The sequence below is a fragment of the Bradyrhizobium sp. USDA 4501 genome (assembly GCF_054062115.1).
The window spans coordinates 2,500,833-2,517,297 of record NZ_JBSSEX010000001.1 but is presented as its reverse complement, the minus strand read 5'-3'; the positions used below and the strand labels follow the sequence as shown (position 1 = coordinate 2,517,297).

The 16,465-nt window shown below is 64.6% G+C and carries 19 protein-coding genes; 9 read left to right on the top strand and 10 right to left on the bottom strand.

Annotated elements, in window-relative coordinates:
* Positions 1-42 precede the first annotated feature (42 nt).
* The gene (locus ACVWZM_RS11320) at positions 43-441 is read left to right on the top strand and encodes a histone (protein WP_456853200.1); all 399 of its coding nucleotides are present in this window, start codon (positions 43-45) and stop codon (positions 439-441) included.
* A gap of 498 nt (positions 442-939) precedes the next feature.
* Entirely contained in the window at positions 940-1,935 is a 996-nt protein-coding gene (locus tag ACVWZM_RS11315) for a TorF family putative porin (RefSeq protein ID WP_057018099.1), read from the top strand.
* Positions 1,936-2,107: 172 nt separating this feature from the next.
* On the opposite strand, the gene ACVWZM_RS11310 is transcribed toward ACVWZM_RS11315, so the two are convergent.
* The gene (locus tag ACVWZM_RS11310; RefSeq protein ID WP_456853198.1) at positions 2,108-3,853 is read right to left on the bottom strand and encodes an ABC transporter ATP-binding protein/permease; all 1,746 of its coding nucleotides are present in this window, start codon (positions 3,851-3,853) and stop codon (positions 2,108-2,110) included.
* 310 nt (positions 3,854-4,163) lie between these two features.
* Here ACVWZM_RS11310 and ACVWZM_RS11305 point away from each other — a divergent pair, with 310 nt between their 5' ends.
* Both ACVWZM_RS11305 and ACVWZM_RS11300 read left to right on the top strand, forming a co-directional pair.
* Entirely contained in the window at positions 4,164-5,834 is a 1,671-nt protein-coding gene (locus ACVWZM_RS11305) for an L-lactate permease (protein ID WP_038380167.1), read from the top strand.
* Between the two features lie 156 nt (positions 5,835-5,990).
* Positions 5,991-6,407, top strand: a complete 417-nt coding sequence (locus tag ACVWZM_RS11300; RefSeq protein ID WP_253624926.1) for an META domain-containing protein — start codon at positions 5,991-5,993, stop codon at positions 6,405-6,407.
* A gap of 58 nt (positions 6,408-6,465) precedes the next feature.
* Here ACVWZM_RS11300 and ACVWZM_RS11295 read toward each other — a convergent pair whose 3' ends face one another.
* Positions 6,466-7,143: a hypothetical protein gene (locus ACVWZM_RS11295; RefSeq protein WP_253624925.1), complete on the bottom strand. Its 678-nt coding sequence runs from the start codon at positions 7,141-7,143 to the stop codon at positions 6,466-6,468.
* Between the two features lie 206 nt (positions 7,144-7,349).
* Between ACVWZM_RS11295 and ACVWZM_RS11290 the strand changes: the two genes are divergently transcribed.
* Positions 7,350-7,988: a bifunctional transcriptional activator/DNA repair enzyme AdaA gene (locus tag ACVWZM_RS11290; protein WP_456856685.1), complete on the top strand. Its 639-nt coding sequence runs from the start codon at positions 7,350-7,352 to the stop codon at positions 7,986-7,988.
* Positions 7,945-8,412, top strand: coding sequence for a PaaI family thioesterase (locus tag ACVWZM_RS11285; protein WP_316395496.1), 468 nt, complete (start codon positions 7,945-7,947; stop codon positions 8,410-8,412). The genes ACVWZM_RS11290 and ACVWZM_RS11285 overlap by 44 nt, the downstream gene beginning before the upstream one ends.
* Before the next feature lie 204 nt (positions 8,413-8,616).
* On the opposite strand, the gene ACVWZM_RS11280 is transcribed toward ACVWZM_RS11285, so the two are convergent.
* On the bottom strand, positions 8,617-9,144 hold the full coding sequence (locus ACVWZM_RS11280; protein ID WP_456853195.1) for an ester cyclase: 528 nt from the start codon (positions 9,142-9,144) through the stop codon (positions 8,617-8,619).
* Positions 9,145-9,392: 248 nt separating this feature from the next.
* Between ACVWZM_RS11280 and ACVWZM_RS11275 the strand changes: the two genes are divergently transcribed.
* Positions 9,393-9,590 carry a hypothetical protein gene (locus ACVWZM_RS11275; protein WP_456853193.1) on the top strand — a complete coding sequence of 66 codons (198 nt, stop codon included), beginning with the start codon at positions 9,393-9,395 and terminating at the stop codon, positions 9,588-9,590.
* 18 nt (positions 9,591-9,608) lie between these two features.
* On the opposite strand, the gene ACVWZM_RS11270 is transcribed toward ACVWZM_RS11275, so the two are convergent.
* Both ACVWZM_RS11270 and ACVWZM_RS11265 read right to left on the bottom strand, forming a co-directional pair.
* Positions 9,609-10,808 carry a hypothetical protein gene (locus tag ACVWZM_RS11270; RefSeq protein WP_229192773.1) on the bottom strand — a complete coding sequence of 400 codons (1,200 nt, stop codon included), beginning with the start codon at positions 10,806-10,808 and terminating at the stop codon, positions 9,609-9,611.
* A 108-nt stretch (positions 10,809-10,916) separates the two neighbouring features.
* A complete protein-coding gene (locus tag ACVWZM_RS11265; protein ID WP_057018090.1) occupies positions 10,917-11,393 on the bottom strand; it encodes a MarR family winged helix-turn-helix transcriptional regulator in 477 nt (158 codons plus the stop codon).
* Positions 11,394-11,491: 98 nt separating this feature from the next.
* Here ACVWZM_RS11265 and ACVWZM_RS11260 point away from each other — a divergent pair, with 98 nt between their 5' ends.
* Complete coding sequence (locus ACVWZM_RS11260) at positions 11,492-11,851, top strand: antibiotic biosynthesis monooxygenase family protein (RefSeq protein WP_456853191.1); 360 nt, start codon at positions 11,492-11,494, stop codon at positions 11,849-11,851.
* A gap of 31 nt (positions 11,852-11,882) precedes the next feature.
* Here ACVWZM_RS11260 and ACVWZM_RS11255 read toward each other — a convergent pair whose 3' ends face one another.
* The 3 genes from ACVWZM_RS11255 to ACVWZM_RS11245 form a co-directional block, all read right to left on the bottom strand.
* Complete coding sequence (locus ACVWZM_RS11255) at positions 11,883-12,173, bottom strand: hypothetical protein (RefSeq protein WP_456853189.1); 291 nt, start codon at positions 12,171-12,173, stop codon at positions 11,883-11,885.
* Positions 12,174-12,263: 90 nt separating this feature from the next.
* On the bottom strand, positions 12,264-13,910 hold the full coding sequence (groL, locus tag ACVWZM_RS11250) for a chaperonin GroEL (RefSeq protein WP_038388056.1): 1,647 nt from the start codon (positions 13,908-13,910) through the stop codon (positions 12,264-12,266).
* 175 nt (positions 13,911-14,085) lie between these two features.
* Positions 14,086-14,382 carry a co-chaperone GroES gene (locus ACVWZM_RS11245; RefSeq protein WP_018269780.1) on the bottom strand — a complete coding sequence of 99 codons (297 nt, stop codon included), beginning with the start codon at positions 14,380-14,382 and terminating at the stop codon, positions 14,086-14,088.
* 318 nt (positions 14,383-14,700) lie between these two features.
* On the opposite strand from ACVWZM_RS11245, the gene ACVWZM_RS11240 reads away from it, so the two are divergent.
* Positions 14,701-15,219: a hypothetical protein gene (locus tag ACVWZM_RS11240; protein WP_026192247.1), complete on the top strand. Its 519-nt coding sequence runs from the start codon at positions 14,701-14,703 to the stop codon at positions 15,217-15,219.
* 217 nt (positions 15,220-15,436) lie between these two features.
* Here the strand turns inward: ACVWZM_RS11240 and ACVWZM_RS11235 are convergent, their stop codons facing one another.
* Complete coding sequence (locus ACVWZM_RS11235) at positions 15,437-15,715, bottom strand: hypothetical protein (protein WP_141339615.1); 279 nt, start codon at positions 15,713-15,715, stop codon at positions 15,437-15,439.
* Between the two features lie 189 nt (positions 15,716-15,904).
* Complete coding sequence (locus tag ACVWZM_RS11230) at positions 15,905-16,384, bottom strand: hypothetical protein (RefSeq protein WP_244558799.1); 480 nt, start codon at positions 16,382-16,384, stop codon at positions 15,905-15,907.
* Between the last annotated feature and the right edge of the window lie 81 nt (positions 16,385-16,465).

The window sequence follows — 16,465 nt, the reverse complement described above, 5'->3', positions numbered from 1 at the left end:
ATACGCCCGGTGGACTCAGATAGCGGCAACAGGAGGACCACGATGGCGAAGTCGAAGAAGGCGAAGAAAAGCAAGAAGGCCAAAAAGGCCAAGAAGGTGGTAGCGGCGAAGAAGAGGTCCGCGAAGAAGTCGGCCAAGAAGGCTGCGAAGAAATCCGCCAAGAAGGCTGCAAAGAAATCGGCGAAGAAGTCGGCCAAGAAAGCTGCAAAGAAAACGGCAAAGAAAGCCGCCAAGAAGGCTGCGCCGAAGAAGGCCGCTGCCAAGAAGAGCGCGCCGAAGAAGGCCGCTGCTCCGAAGAAGGCTGCCGCGCCGAAGCCGGCCGCTCCGGTCGCAGCACCTCCGGCGCCCGAGCCGCAGCCGGCACCGAGCTGGGCCACACCGAGCCACGAACCGGCGCCGGGCTGGATTGCCGGGTCGGCCGACGGGGGCGAGCACCACTAGAGCGTTTTCGAGCGAAGTGGGCACCGGTTCGCGTGAAGAAAACGCGTCAAAACAAGAATCTAGAGCTTCGGTTCTGATTCAATCAGAACCAAAAATGCTCTAGGCCGCTGCCACATTGCCGAGGTTCAACTGATCGAAGCCGCAGCGCGCCACGCTGCGGCTTCTTCCGTAGGTGCGACGACAATCCGTGCTTTTACGGGCACGGCGATTCGCGCCGATGCTCTTCCGCCGAGCCGGCTGTTGCCGTTTCCCGGTCCGGATGGACACGTTCAACCGGTGCGAGAGCAGCGGTATTGTGGTGCAAATGCAACACCCGCAAGTCAACATGCGGCAAGATGGCTAGAACGCCTAAAAAGGCGGCACATGCATGTCTTTTTGGCTTCACGGTACCGTGCATGAGCCTCAGATTGGCCACACGCGATTTAGTTGCAGTCCGTTATCGCGCGCCCTGGGGGGCCACCGGAGCTGGGCTGTCTGAACAGGTAGATGGGGATCGTCATGAAGAAACTGGCTTTGTTAGCAACGGCGCTAGCAATGATTTCGAGCTCGGCAATGGCAGCTGACATGGCGGTGAAGGCCGTCAAGGCGCCGCCGCCGGCTCCCTTCGATCCTTGGGACATCGCCTTTGGCGCCGGCATCATGAGCGACTACATCTTCCGCGGCGTCACCCAGTCCAACCACAATCCGTCGGTCACCGCCTATTTCGAGCCGCGCTACAACGTCAGCAAGGACCTGCAGCTCTACGTCGGTACGTCGACCGAAAGCATCTCCTTCGCCAACCGCGCCGCGGCTGAAGTCGACGTCTACGGCGGTATCCGCCCGACCTTCGGCGCCTTCGCCTTCGACATCGGTGTCTGGGGTTACCTGTATCCGGGCGGGACCTGCTACTACGGCGGCGGTGCGGTGGCCGACTTCGCCGGCAATCCGCTGAGCGCCGACTGCCAGGCCAACACCCTCACCAACCTCGCCGTCATGAAGAAGGACGTCTCGTTCTTCGAAGTCTATGGCAAGGCGACCTGGACCATCAACGACAACTGGGCGTTCACCATCAACGAATACTACTCGCCGAACTTCCTCAACACCGGCGCCTGGGGCAACTACTCCTCGATCATCGGCAAGTACACTGCGCCGAGCACCGTGTTCGGCAGCAGCGGCGTCGGCATGTACGTGTCGGGTGAGTTCGGCCGGCAGTGGCTCGGCACCTCCGACAGCTTCTACGGCGTCCCGGCGTTTCCGAACGGCATCAAGTATGCCGACTACAACACCTGGAACATCGGCATCGGCTTCACCTACAAGGTGTTCACGCTCGATCTGCGCTACTCCGACACCGACATGTCGAAGGGTGATTGCAGCGCCTTCACCAGCGACTTTACCGCGGGCGGAACCACTGCCGTCACCCCGATCAATCCGGGTGGCACGAGCTCCAACTGGTGCGGCGCGGCCGGCATCGCCAAGCTCTCGGTCGACCTGACCGCGATGTCCAACCTGAAGTAATCTCTCCTCCGGGGATCGAGGGGCGGCAGAGCAATCTGCCGCCCTTTTGTTTTTGGCCGGCCAGGTCTGATCGGCACAAGGCGGACAATAGCTAAAGGCGCTCGCGAGACCTGTGGGCTGCCCCCGCCGGGGTCAGCGGCAAGCCGTGGCCGCGGCTGACCCCTAATGCCGTTTACGACGCGGCGACCTTGACCGCGTCGCGCAGGATGAAGCGGTCGCCGTCGCGGACCAGCGTGACATTGCGCTGATGGAAGGTGTCGAGCGTCGAGCGGTGGCCGATCGAAACCACCGTGGTGCCGGGCAGCTTCTCGGCAACCAGCCTGTACAGCGCGGCTTCCGCCGGTTCGTCGAGCGAGGCCGTCGCCTCGTCGAGGAACAGGAACTGCGGCGCATGCAGCAGCGCCCGCGCGATGCCGAGCCGCTGCTGCTCGCCGAGCGACAGCATCCGGTTCCAGTGCGCCTGTTCCTCGAGCCGCGACGCAAGCTGCGGCAGTCCGACGGCGGTGAGAACCTCGCGGACCCGTCCCGCATCGAATTGCCTGGCCTCGCCCGGATAGACGACGGCGTCATGCAGCGAGCCGATCGGCAGATAGGGACGTTGCGGCAGCATCATCAGGCTGGCATTGGCCGGGATCTCGACCGCGCCGTCGCCGAACGGCCAGATGCCGGCGATCGCGCGGAATAGCGTCGACTTGCCGGCGCCGGAGGGGCCGGTCATCAGCGTGCGCTCGCCCTTGCGGAAGCCGAACCGGTCCGCGTCCAGCAGCGGCGTGCCGTCCGGCAGCCGCAGCACTAGGTTTTCTAGGCTGACGGCGCCGTCGCCCGGCGTCGCCGTGACATGAATTCGGTCGTCGCGCTTGGCGAGGTTCGATGCCGCCGCGATCCCTGCCTCGAATCCATCGAGCCGGTTCACCACGGCCTGCCATTCGGCCAGTTGACGATAGATGCTGACGAAGTACGAGAACGCGCCCTGGACGTTCGAAAACGCCGATGCGGTCTGCATCATGCCGCCGAGCTGGATCTTTTGCGCAAAGTAGGCCGGCGCCACCAGCACATAGGGGAAGATCACCGAGGCCTGATTATAGCTCGCCGTGAACGCGGTGATCTTCTTGGTCCGGTTCATGAGGGCGATCCAGTTCTCCACCACGCGTCCGAAGCGAACGCGCAGGCGCTCGCGCTCGGCCGGTTCGCCCTGCAGCAGCGCGATCTGCTCGGAGTTTTCCCGCACGCGCACCAGGTTGAAGCGGAAATCGGCTTCATATTGCTGCTGCTTGAAATCGATGCCGACCAGCGGCCAGCCGATCAGATGGGTCAGCACGGTGCCGAGCACCGAGTAGATCAGCGCGCACCAGACAAGGTAGCCGGGAATTGAATATTCCGTACCGAACAGGTGCAGCGGTGCCTCATTGGAAAGGCCCCACAGCAGGGTGAGAAAAGACGCCAGCGTGACGACCGAGCTCAACAGGCCGAGGCCGAGCGTGAGCGTGCGGTCGACGAACAGCTTGACGTCGTCGGTCATGCGCTGGTCGGGGTTGTCGGCCGCGTCGCCCTGCAGCTGCATCCTGTAGTGATTGGCCTGATGCAGCCAGTCCCCGAGATAGTGTGTGGTCATCCATTGCCGCCAGCGGATCTGCAGCCATTGATTGAGGTAGAGCTGGTAGACCGCCAGCAGGATGAAGAACGCGACGACGACGCAGAAATAGATGATCTCGCTGACGAAGGAATCCCAATTGCGTTCCTGCAGCGCGTTGTAGAAGCGGTTGTTCCACTGCGTGATCAGAACGTTGATGCCCACGATCGCCAGTTCGATCGCGATGACCGCCGCAAGCAGCCCCCGGCCGGCCCATTTGTCCTCGGAGTTGAAGTAGGGCGAGGCGATGCGCCACACCGTCGCGAGCGTCGAGCGAATGTTGTTCACAGATTATCGTCTCCGGGGAAGGGGCCGCAAAGGCCTGAAGAATCGGGACAATCGGGGTAGTCCTCGACTAAAGTCGTAGTTCTGGCATGCAAGCGTTGGCTTGTCCCGGCAATCGAGTCAATCCTAGCATGAGGACAACGGCGAGGGGCGGGGGACCTTCGATTTTTCGCGAGGATGTGAGCGATCCTTACCGATCGTTCATTCGCGAGCCGGGGCTGCAGCTTTTCCGACGGACTCCCGCAATCGCACCAGTCGCGCCTGCCCGCATGCAGGCCGGCGCGCTGCATAAAAATGTGGGAAGGATCCCGAGATGAACACCTGGAATCAAATTTACAACCCGCTGGGCAATGCGGCGCTGTCGACGGTCGCGGCCGCCATTCCCGTGGTCACGCTGCTGGTCCTGATCGCCAGCGGCAAGGTGAAGGCGCACATTGCGGCCATCATCGCCGTGATCGTGACCAACCTGATCACGATCTTCGTCTTCACCATGCCGGCCAACATGTCGATCCGCGCCACCCTGCTCGGCGTGATCACCGGGTTCTTCCCGATCGGCTGGATCGTGCTCAACGTCATCTTCCTCTACCAGGTCACGGTGAGGTGCGGGAAGTTCGAGCTGCTCAAGCGCGCGGTCGGCGGCGTCACCGAGGACCGGCGGTTGCAGCTGCTGTTGATCGCGTTCTCGTTCGGCGCCTTCTTCGAGGGCGCCTCCGGGTTCGGCACGCCGGTCGCGATCACCGGCGCGGTGCTGATCGGGCTCGGCTTCTCGCCGCTCGCTGCGTCCGGCCTGTCGCTGATCGCCAACACGGCACCCGTTGCCTACGGTGCGCTCGGCACGCCGATCCAGGGCCTCGCCTCGGTCACCGGGCTCGACCCGTATATCCTCGGCGCAATGGTCGGCCGTCAGCTGCCGCTGTTCTCGCTGATCGTGCCGTTCTGGGTGGTGTGGGCGTTTGCCGGCTGGCGCGGCATGAAGGAGGTATGGCCAGCGATCCTGGTCACCGGCGTGTCGTTTGCGGTCCCGCAATTCGTGATCTCGAACTACATCAATCCCTGGATCGTCGACATCGGCGCCTCGCTGATTTCGATGGGCGCCCTGATCCTGTTCCTGAAGGTCTGGCAGCCGCGGCAGCTCTGGCTGTCGCCGGCGCTGCGCGGCCGCGATGAATCGGCGGCGACGATGGCCGCCGCACCTCCGCTCGACAAGACGCCGCTGACCCAGGGCGAAATGTGGAGCGCGCTGCTGCCGTGGATCATCGTCTGCATCCTGATGCTGATCTGGGGCAACGGTGCCTTCAAGGCCTGGGCGAACGCCAACTTCGTCTGGAACTATCCGGTCCCCGAGCTCGACAAGCTGATCTTCAAGGTGCCGCCGGTGGCCGCCAAGCCGACGCCGGAAGGCGCCGTGTTCGGCTTCACCTACCTGTCGTTCACCGGCACCGGCATGCTGATCGCCGCGATCATCTCGGGTCTGTTGATGGGCTTCTCGCCGCTCAAGCTGATCGCCGAGTATGGCCGCACCATCCGCATCTGCGCGATCTCGCTGATCACGATCTCGGCGATGCTGGCGATCGGCACGCTGACCCGGCTGTCCGGCGTCGACGCCACGCTCGGCCTCGCCTTCGCGGCGACCGGCGTGCTCTATCCCTTCTTCGGCACCTTGCTCGGCTGGCTGGGCGTGGCGCTGACCGGATCGGATACCGCGTCGAACGTGCTGTTCGGCAATCTGCAGAAGATCACCTCCGAGCAGCTCGGCCTGTCGCCGATCCTGATGGCGGCGGCGAACTCCTCGGGCGGTGTGATGGGCAAGATGATCGACGCGCAATCGATCGTGGTCGCCTCGACCGCGACCAACTGGTACGGCCACGAGGGCTCGATCCTGCGCTACGTGTTCCTGCACTCGATCGTGCTGGCGTGTCTGGTCGGTCTGTTCGTGACCCTGCAGGCCTATGTCTATCCGTTCACGATGCTGGTGCTGAAATAGCGCCACGACGCATTTGGCGAACCAGGAATCCCCGCGAGCGGACAGCTCGCGGGGATTTGCTTTTCCAGCACATTTTCCGGCGTTGCCAATCTGGCCAATCGCGTTCTGCTCCCATAGAAGGGGCCCGCAGTTGCGCGTCGCATTTCGAGGATTGGCATGGTTTCGATGAGGCGAGGTTTGAACGGCGGCATCGCCGCGTTGGCGCTGGTTGCCGCGGCTCTCGGCGCGGGTCCGGCGCGGGCCCAGGAGGAGTTCCCGTTCGGCTTCGTGATGACGCTCGACGCCGCGCGCATGCCGGGCTCCAAGCGGATTCCCTCGATCGAGGTCGGCGACAATGGCGAGGTGATCCTCGAGCTGTGGTGCGACGGCGGCAAGGGCCAGTTTTCGGTGGCCGGCAACACCATCGTCTTCGTTCCCGGCGCGATGGAGAACCGCACCTGCACGCCGGAGCGGGCGCAGGCGGACAAGGATCTGCTGGCGGCGCTCGGCGACATGACGGGCTGGCGGCGGCACGGTGACGAGGTGACCTTCACCGGCAGCAAGTCGTTGCGTTTCGTGATCAACAGCAACTAAAGCGTTAAGCGAAGCGGACGGCGGTTCGCGTTCAAGGAAACGCGTCAAGACAAAACGCTCAGGGCGTTGCGATCAGTCCGCTTGCGGTGGCGACGATCCAGCGGTTGCCCCAGCGCACGATGGAATCGACCCGTCCGAGGCCGGGCACGACGTCGCCGCGCGCGGCCATCTTGACGCCCTCGGGCCCCTCGAGCACGGCGGTGCCGTCGCGGACTTCGACCACCGACCATCCCGGGATGGTGCTCGGCCGCGTCTCCGGCGCCGCCGCCGGCGCCTGCTTCGGCCCCAATGCGGCGGCCTGTGCATTCAAGGTCGTCGGCGCGGCGCCCAAGGCGAGCGGGCGCGGGCTGGCCGGTGTGGTTTTGGGAATGCTGCCGGTGACGACGGGGTCGGCGTTGGACGCGGCCCGGCGCGGGCCCTCGTTCTTTCGGCTCGGCGCCACCTCCGCAATGTGCGGGGCCGGCGCTTCCTTCTGGGCCACCGGGACCGGGGCGGGAGCTGCAAGGTCGTGCCAGTTGGCTCCGCCGGTCCATCCCAGCACGAAGCTTGCAGCGAGTGCGGTCGCTGCCAAGAGCGCGGTGCCGATGCGGTCGGCAAACGGCTCCCGCAGCAGCAGGGCGGCGTCGTGGTTCTCGCCGGTGACATCCCAGAGGTCCGCCGTCTGTGCCGGCGAATGACCCTCCGGCACATCCGTCGGCCAGATGTTCGCAGCGTTGATCGGCTCGCGGTCTTGCATGGCGTGACCTGTGTTCGATGGCGCGAAGCATGATCCTCGAAACTAAATCGAGCCTTAATTTTCGGTGACCGAACTGCGGCGGCACGAAGTCTTTTGGTCGCAGGCCCCCGTAGATGCCCGGGTATCTTCCGCACCAGCGGTCGTTTCCGGACGTCGTCCCCGCAAAGCGGGTCGTCGCGGCGCGCGGGCGGGGCTATAGCGGTCGCATGCTCGATTTCGCCGCACAATATGCAGCCTTTCAGCGCCGCGACCCGGCCTGGGACGGCGTCGTGTTCGTCGCGGTCAAGACCACCGGCGTGTATTGCCGCCCGGTCTGCCGGGCGCGCACGCCGCTCGCGCGCAACGTGCGGTTCTATGGCAGCGCGGCGTCGGCCGAGCGTGCTGGCTTCAGGCCCTGCCTGCGCTGCCGTCCCGAGGCGGCGCCGTTCTGCCCGGCCTGGAAGGGCACCAGGACCACGGTCGAGCGCGCCCTGGCGCTGATCGAGGAGGGCGCGCTCGACCGCGGCAATGTCGAGGCGTTGGCGGGGCGGCTCGGCGTCGGCGCGCGGCATCTGTCGCGTCTGTTCGCCGAGCATCTCGATGCCTCGCCGCTCCAGGTCGCGCTGTCGCTGCGCGTGCAGCGCGCCAAGCGCCTGATCGACGGCAGCGAGCTGCCGCTTGCGTTGGTGGCGCAGCACGCCGGCTTCTCCAGCGCGCGGCGCATGAATGCCGCATTCGCAAAACTCTACGGCCGCTCCGCCGCGTCGCTGCGGGGCAAGCGGCCAGCCGTCACGATGCAATCAACCCCGATGGAGATCGGCAATGGCCAAGAGCTACGGCACCGTCAGTGCGGAACAGAAGCTTAAGATGAGCGGCCTCGCATTCGTGCAGGGTCTCGCCAGCGGCGCATTGCCGCTCAACACCATCGCGCGGACACTCGGTTATGACGTCGCCGAAGCCGAGCGCGGCCGCGTCGTCGTCACGCTGGTACCGACCGACGCGCATCTCAATCCGGCGGGCACCGTGCATGGCGGCCTCACCGCGACGCTGCTCGACAGCTGCATGGGGCTTGCGGTGCAGTCGACGCTCGATGCCGGCACCAGCCAGACCACGCTCGAGTTCAAGATCTCGCTGGTGCGTCCGATCACGCCCGACACCGGTCCGATCAGGGCGGAAGGCAATGTGCTCAATTGCGGCCGTCGCATCGGCACCGCCGAAGGCAAGGTCACCGACGAGCAGGGAAGATTGCTCGCGCACGGCACGACGACGTGCCTGATCTTCCCGTCTTGACGCAAATTGCGGCCGCGAGACCGCGCCGGCGCTGCATCGGGAGATACGATGCCGGCGCAGCAATATTGGAATGCCTCCAGCAAGCCTGCGGCTTAGAGACCTTCAAGTTCACCGTGCCGATCGATTGCGTTACCCGAACGCGCATCAAGCGCGTTCGGGTAGTCATGATGCGATCGTCGATGGAGCCATGCACTCTGGCCGTGCTCAGCGCGGCCCTTCCGGATATCCCGGCATGTTGTTCCAGCCGGCGGGCAGCTCGCCGCCCGGCCGCGACGCGGCTCCGTCGCTTTCGGGCAAACGAATGAGGCCGAGCTGCAGCATGGCGGTGATCGCATCTTCCTGTCCGAACTCTTCGGCGATCCGTCCGTCCTGCACGCGCAGCACGGTGGTGCCGGCGAACGTCATCTTGCGGCCGGAGGCCGCGGGCAACGAGCCGAGGCGGAAGTCGCTGAACGCAGGTCCCGTGTGCGTACCGCCGCCTTCCCAGCGGCCGACGACGAGATCACCTTCCGCGACGAGATCGCCGACGCCCCAGAAATTGAGATCCGGAAAGGCTTCGCGAAATTCGGTCATGAACTGCGTGACCGCGGCGCGGCCCTTCTTCGGTTCGTGCATCGGGTAGTGCACGACAATGTCTGCTGTGGCGAGCTCGTTGATGATGCGCGGATTCCAGGGGTTGCCCCAGAACTCCTTGAACCACCGGCCGACGACGTTCTTGTTTTCCTCTGACATCTCTTCGTCTCCATTTGCGCGTTGCCAGTATCGCGACCGGCGCTCTCTCGATGCGCGCAGTGAACATTTGGAGGCGTGTCTCGCACCACCCGATTTCAGATCGGGCGAGCGATCGAGTTTCAGACGAGATTCCGCTGTGTCGATATGGCGCTTAGCACGGCTTCTCGAGCGTCGTCGCGGAATCGGGAAGCGGGTGGCTCGCGAAAGACGAATGCGAGAATCTGATTGCGATCACGCAGGAGAACATCATGCGCAACTTCGATGCGATCGCCGCGCTGCGCGGCGACGGACTTCGTAACGAGCTGCGGGCGCTGCTCGATCGCGCTGCGATCGAGCCTCGTTCCGAATTGTTCGCCAGAAGCGACGGGATGCTTCAGTCCGGTCCGGACGCCACCCCGAAGGCGGTGCGCGACAACGTCGTGCCGCTGAAGACGAAGGCGGCTTAACTCAGGACAGCGGCGGCCTTACCGCCACACCGACTTGTCGGCGTCCCAGCGCTGGCCCTTGAACTCCTTGAGCAGCGCGTCGATCGCGCCGTTGTCGTCCCTGGTCTCGCTGCCTTCCTCGTCGCTGCTGGAATCGTCGGACAGATTGAGCTTGGCGCCGGCGCTGTCGTCCGATGTCGAAACGGTGGGGCTCGAGACCCACAGCATCAGCCGGTCAGAGCTGCCGGGCTTGTCGGGCGAGACCAGGGCAGTGATCTCGTAATTCTGGGTGAGGCCGAGTGCCGGGTAAATCGCGCTGGGCCGCTTCAGCACCAGCTTGAGCTTGCCGGTGTTCGCGTTCCACGTCGCCGAGGCGGGCTTTGCGGCAAGCGTCTTCGCCAGCACGCCCGCGATCGCGGTTGCCAGCTTGTCATGGTTGAGTTTGTCGCCCTCGCGCCAATCGGCGGCAGCAAAGCGGATGGTGCGGTCCATCTCGACCACCCCGCTGGTCCAGCCGGCCGCGGTCACGCCGGGCGCGGATTTCGCCTTGGCGAGCAGCGCGCCGGCGTGCTCGGGATCGACGGTGAGGTTGATGGTCTGCTCGCCGGAGCGCATCGCATCGCAGGTCACCGCAAGGCTGGAGGTGCCGATCTCGACGGCCTCGCCTTTCAGGCTCTTGAGGAAATCCGCCGCCGCATCGAGCTTCACCCGCACACCGATCGATTCCGGCGAAACGTCAGTGAAATCCTTCGGCTGCGGCGTGATGCCGTCCTCGGTGGCCTGGTTGTCCTGGAATTCCTTCTCGCTGAGATCGGAATTGTCCGTCGAGGCGACCTCGGTCACGGTCTGGCCGATCGTGATCTGGCCGCGGAACTCAAAACCGTCGCCGGTTTGCTTGCGGTTCAGTTTGACGGTGACCGGCTGCTTGTCGGCGACGCTCTGGGCGGTGCCGGAAAGCGTCTGGCCGCTGACGGTCAGGTTGGCGACGAAGCGGTCCTTGCGGTCGGAGCTCTTGTCGGCGGGATAGCAGACGTCGAGCACGGCCGCGGTCACGGTCTTGCCCTGGCGGGTTTCCTTCAGCACGACGTCGGCATTGCCGTCCATCAGGCCGTCGATCGAGGTGAAATAGCGCGTCTCGGGGCCATTGGCGGGAGCCGCCTTCGATTGCAGCTTCATCTGGGCGAGGGCAGGCGCCGAGGTGACGGCAAGACCGAGCAGCAGGAGCGGGAGCGCGCGCATACGATAAGTCCTCGAAGGGCAGAATCGGTTCCGTCGTAACTAGCAAACCTCCATGTCATTGGCCAAAAAAGAAGGCCGCCTAACGGCGGCCGCGCGCCGCGATCGCGGTCATGTGCGTTCGTCAGGTTCCTCGCCGCCCTCCAGTCGGCCGCGCAGCACCGTCACGACCCGGCTCACGGTTTCGAGGTCCTTCATCGACAGCCCGTCGGCGAGGCCGTTCACCCAAGGCAGCTGCAGGCGCATGGCCGCGTCGAAGCTTTGCCGCCCCTTGGCGGTCAGCACGACGAGCTGGGCGCGGCGGTGATGCGGGTTGGTTTCGAAGGCGACGAGCCCGTCCCGTTCGAGGTCGTTGACGATCCGCTGCACGTTCTGTCGGGCAGCGCCGAGGTCGCGCGCCAGCCATGCGACCGGTTGCGGGCGCTCTGTGGCGACGATGGCGCCGAGGATCTGCCAGCGCGCGCTGGTCAGCCCGAGCCCGGCCACCAGCCGGTCGCCTGATGTGAACAGCAGGCTGTTGAGCCTGAACAGGTCGGGAATCAGGGTGCTCAGGGCTTCGCCCGCCGGCGTTCGTTTTGCATTCGGCATTTGTCATCATATAAACGTATTGACACCATGATGTCAATTTCTGTATGTATCCGTCAGTCCGGAATGACATCATAACACCATATCGAACGGAGCCAACCATGCCGCAGATGCGCCCCCTGGACCCCGCTTTCCCGATCGACCGCCAGCTCGCGGTCGATGCCAGCAACGTCGTGCTCGTCAACCTCTTCACGCTCGATGCGGCCGACGAGGACACGTTTCTCAAGGACGACGCCGCCATCATGAAGCGGCAGCCGGGCTTCATCTCGACCCAGCTGCACCGCGCGCTCGGCGAGAGCCCGGCCTATCTGAACTACGCGGTCTGGGAATCGACCGCCGCCTTCCGCGCCGCCTTCATGAACCCCGAGTTCAGGGCCAAGCTCTCGGCCTATCCGGCCTCGGCGGTAGCCTCGCCGCACCTGTTCCAGAAGGTGGCGGTGCCGGACATCTGCGTGGCGTAACGGACTGTCAGGCCGTCGCGTCAAGGATCGCTCAGCTGTGCACGAGGATGCCAACCCCAAGCGTGGAAGCAGCGGCCAGAAACGAGATGTCCAGAAATCGCAACGGCGCTTTTGGACGATGACCGGCAGAACCCGAAATGACGTAATAGACGCCATAACCCGCGCCGAGGACGACAAACGTCAGCGTTTGCCTGAGCCAGAACGTCAAGACGACCGCAAGATCATCGATGCTGTCCAGGGCATAGGCGCCGACCGCGAGCAACGTGCCGATCGCGTAGAACAGCACGAGCGTTGACGTCAGTGATTTGGCGTCGCGGGACATCAGATGATCCTTGCATCCCGATCGTAATCAAACTGCAAAAAAGAAGGCCGCCCGGAGGCGGCCTTCGATCTCGATAGGGATGGGGGAGGCTTAGAAGCCGCCCATGCCGCCCATTCCACCCATGCCGCCGCCGCCCGGCATTGCCGGCGCCGCGTCCTTTGGCAGTTCGGCGACCATGGCTTCGGTGGTCACGAGCAGACCGGCCACGGAGGAGGCGTCCTGCAAGGCGGTGCGCACCACCTTGGCGGGGTCGATGATGCCCTTGTCGACCATGTCGACATAGTCCTCGGTCTGGGCGTCGAAGCCGAAGGTCTCCGACTTGTTCTCGAGGATCTTGCCGACCACGATCGAGCCCTCGACACCGGCGTTCTCCGAGATCTGGCGGACCGGAGCTTCGAGCGCCTTGAGCACGATGTTGATGCCGGCCTGGACGTCGGCATTCGGGTTGGTGAGCCGGCCGACCGCCTTCTTGGCGCGCAGCAGCGCGACGCCGCCGCCCGGCACGATGCCTTCCTGCACCGCGGCGCGGGTCGCGTTCAGCGCGTCCTCGACACGGTCCTTCTTCTCCTTGACCTCGACCTCGGTCGCACCGCCGACCTTGATGACGGCAACGCCGCCGGCGAGCTTGGCGAGGCGCTCCTGCAGCTTCTCACGGTCGTAGTCCGAGGTGGTCTCCTCGATCTGCGCCTTGATCTGGCCAACGCGGGCGTCGATGTCCTTCTTCTTGCCGGCGCCCTTGACGATCGTGGTGTTCTCCTTGTCGATCACGATCTTGCCGGCGCGGCCGAGCATGTTGATCGTGACGCTCTCGAGCTTCATGCCGAGGTCGTCGGAGATCAGCTGACCGCCGGTCAGGATCGCGATGTCCTCCAGCATCGCCTTGCGGCGATCGCCGAAGCCCGGCGCCTTGACGGCGGCGACCTTGAGCCCGCCGCGCAGGCGGTTGACGACCAGGGTCGCCAGCGCCTCGCCCTCGACGTCCTCGGCGAGGATCAAGAGCGGACGGCCCGACTGCACCACGGCTTCCAGCACCGGCAGCATGGACTGCAGGCCGGACAGCTTCTTCTCGTGCAGCAGGATGTAGGCATCCTCGAGCTCGGCGGTCATCTTCTCGGCGTTGGTGATGAAGTAGGGGCTGAGGTAGCCGCGGTCGAACTTCATCCCCTCGACGATATCGACCTCGGTCTCGAGCGACTTGTTCTCCTCGACGGTGATCACGCCCTCGTTGCCGACCTTCTGCATCGCCTGCGCGATCATCTTGCCGATCGCGGCATCGCCATTGGCCGAGATGGTGCCGACCTGGGCGACTTCGGACGAGGAGGCGACCGGCTTGGCGCGCTTCTCGATGTCCTTGATCACGGCCGCGACCGCGGTGTCGATACCGCGCTTGAGGTCCATCGGGTTCATGCCGGCGGCGACCGACTTGGCGCCCTCGCGGACGATGGCCTGCGCCAGCACGGTCGCGGTGGTGGTGCCGTCACCGGCGGTATCGTTGGTCTTGGAAGCGACCTCGCGCAGCATCTGCGCGCCCATGTTCTCGAACTTGTCGTCGAGCTCGATCTCCTTGGCGACGGTGACGCCGTCCTTGGTGATGCGGGGAGCGCCGAAGCTCTTCTCGATGACGACGTTGCGGCCCTTGGGGCCGAGCGTCACCTTCACGGCGTTGGCGAGCACGTCGACACCGCGCAGCATGCGGTCGCGGGCCTCTCCGGCGAATTTTACGTCCTTGGCAGCCATTGGTTTGAACTCCTGTCAGTTTTGAGAGACGCGCTTGCCGTTTCCGCGCTCGTCATCGCCGGGCTTGACCCGGCGATCCATCGCCTTGGTAAGAACACTTGGGAAGCGTGATGGATGCCCGGATCAAGTCCGGGCATGACGATGCGAGTGGTGCGGTCGCGCGGTTGAATGGCGATCAGGCCAGCACGCCCATGATGTCGGACTCCTTCATGATCAGGAGCTCCTGGTTGTCGAGCTTGACCTCGGTGCCCGACCATTTGCCGAACAGCACGCGGTCGCCGACCTTGAGGTCGATCGGGATCAGCTTGCCGGCCTCGTCGCGGCCACCCGGGCCGACGGCGACGATCTCGCCCTGGGACGGCTTCTCCTTCGCCGAGTCCGGAATGATGATGCCGCCCTTGGATTTCTCCTCGGCATCGATACGCTTGACCACGACGCGGTCGTGCAGGGGGCGGAAGGTGGATTTAGCCATGACGTTCCCTCTTGGAGGCTCGGTTTCAGGTCCGGTTCATCGGGACCGGTGTTGGATGCCGGCCCGGTCGGCGCTGGGCAGGACGCCCGACGCTCTTAGCAATCGTGGTGCGAGAGTGCTAATTGTGGGCCGGGAAATATGGCTTGGCGCAGTTTCTGTCAAGCAAACGGGTTAAGGCCTTGGTGAGGCCAATATAGGATGGTGGACCAGAAACCAAATCGTAGCGATGACGTAATTTTGTCAGACGTCATTGCTCCGTCTTAAGTTTTACGCTTGGCTGCAGGACGGGTGCGGCCGGGACATAGTCGGGGGATGCATATGATCAGGTCATTCAACGCGCGATTGGTCGCACGGTTCGCGGCTGTTTCGGCGCTGACGACACTCTTGGGGGCGTGCGGCAGCATGAGCCTGCCGTCGTTGTCGTCGAACCCTGAGCCGGCGCCAGCCGAGCCGGGGGTCGCCCCCGAAATGCCCGCAAGCATCCGCGCCGATGAGATCGTCGGCCGCTGGGGTCTCGCCTCGTTCCAGAATCCCGCCGATCGCGCCCGCACCGAGGCCGCCGCGCGCGGCCAGTGCAAGCAGCCTTACGTGATCGGCGCCGGCCAGAACGGCGGCGTCATCATGCATCTGGCCGACCAGGCCACCCCGCAGGAACTGCGGCTGAAGGGTTCCCCGAGTGGCAAGAACTATATCGGCCCGCCTGGACCGACGCCCGGCGAGCAGGACCGCGAGATCGTCTCGTTCGACGGCCGCGTCATGATCACCCGCTTCGTCGACAAGGACGCCGGGGTCCGCTACGGCAACATGGTCTACGTCCGCTGCGCTCCGAGGGCGTAAAGGCCGGCGATCAGTTTTCCACCGATCTTTGCCGGTTCGCCTCTCCCCTTGTGGGAGAGGCCGGATTGCATCGCCAGATGAAATCCAGGCGAGGGGTCTCTCACCGCGAGTGAGCCCCTCTTCTGGCTAGCGGATAGAACCCCATATCCGGCGCGGATTGCATCCGCGCCACCTTCTCCCACAAGGGGAGAAGGGAAGGAGACCCGCAAACACGGCCTTATCGCCGCACGCCAACCCGATTGACGCCGCCATTCAAATTGCCGCCCGCATTGTGGCGGACCGCAGCGCGCGCCACCGGACGAGGCCTGAGCACAACGCCTGCCCGCGCCACGCAGCCTGCCGGATAACCGACATACGTGCAGTAAATCACGGCGTTGGCCGGTGCTGGACTGAGAGCGGCGCCTGCAAACCCCAACATCAGGCTCGCCGCTATTCCCGCAACCGTCACTGACTTGGTTGGAAAAATGTTCGTCCGACGCATGGTGATCCTCCTCATCGCACGTGAACTGAAGGTGATGGAGCCCGCTTCAGATGCGGCCCAAGGTATCGTCAGTGGCAAAAGGGGGAGGCGATGTTGACGTAGATCAACGCCGCGCGCGACCCGTCGCCGCGTGGGATTGATCTGCTTCATCGTGAAAGAGGGCGGCTCAGGGAGCCGCCCTCTTTCGCTGCCGTTGCGCCGGCTTCACTGACAGACGTACATGCGGCCGTCAGCCATCTTGGTCATCGTGCCGGGCTCGCAGCCGATACCATTGGCTGCCTTGTACTCCGTCCATCCGGCATATCCGTAGTACGGACTGATCCTCTGGTAGGCTCGTGCCGGATAGTAGGGCTGGCCGAAGTAGGGATCCGTCTGGGCGGCATACGAATTGGTCCAATCGTTTGTGCCCCAGCCGGAATAGGCCGGCGCGGTAGCGGCGGCCGCAGCGACCGCTGCCGTAGCGGCGACACCCGCGCCCACCCCGTACCCGTACGCGGCGCGCCGGGTCTGACGACGCGCGACGCCGGCGACGCTCACGGGCGTCAGCGGCCGGCCCACACGCGCCTGGGCACTTTCGACCGACGCCGAAAGACCGCCCCGCTCGGACCAGGTGATGGAGAACAGTGTCGCACAAGCGATAGTCGAAAGCGCAATTGCAGTATTTCGGACAATTCTTTGCGTCATGTTCAATCTCCAGTGTTGAGTACTCCAGTGGCTCCGCCCCAATCAGTGATCCGGTAGCAAGGCGCACGCCATCAGCGCGAT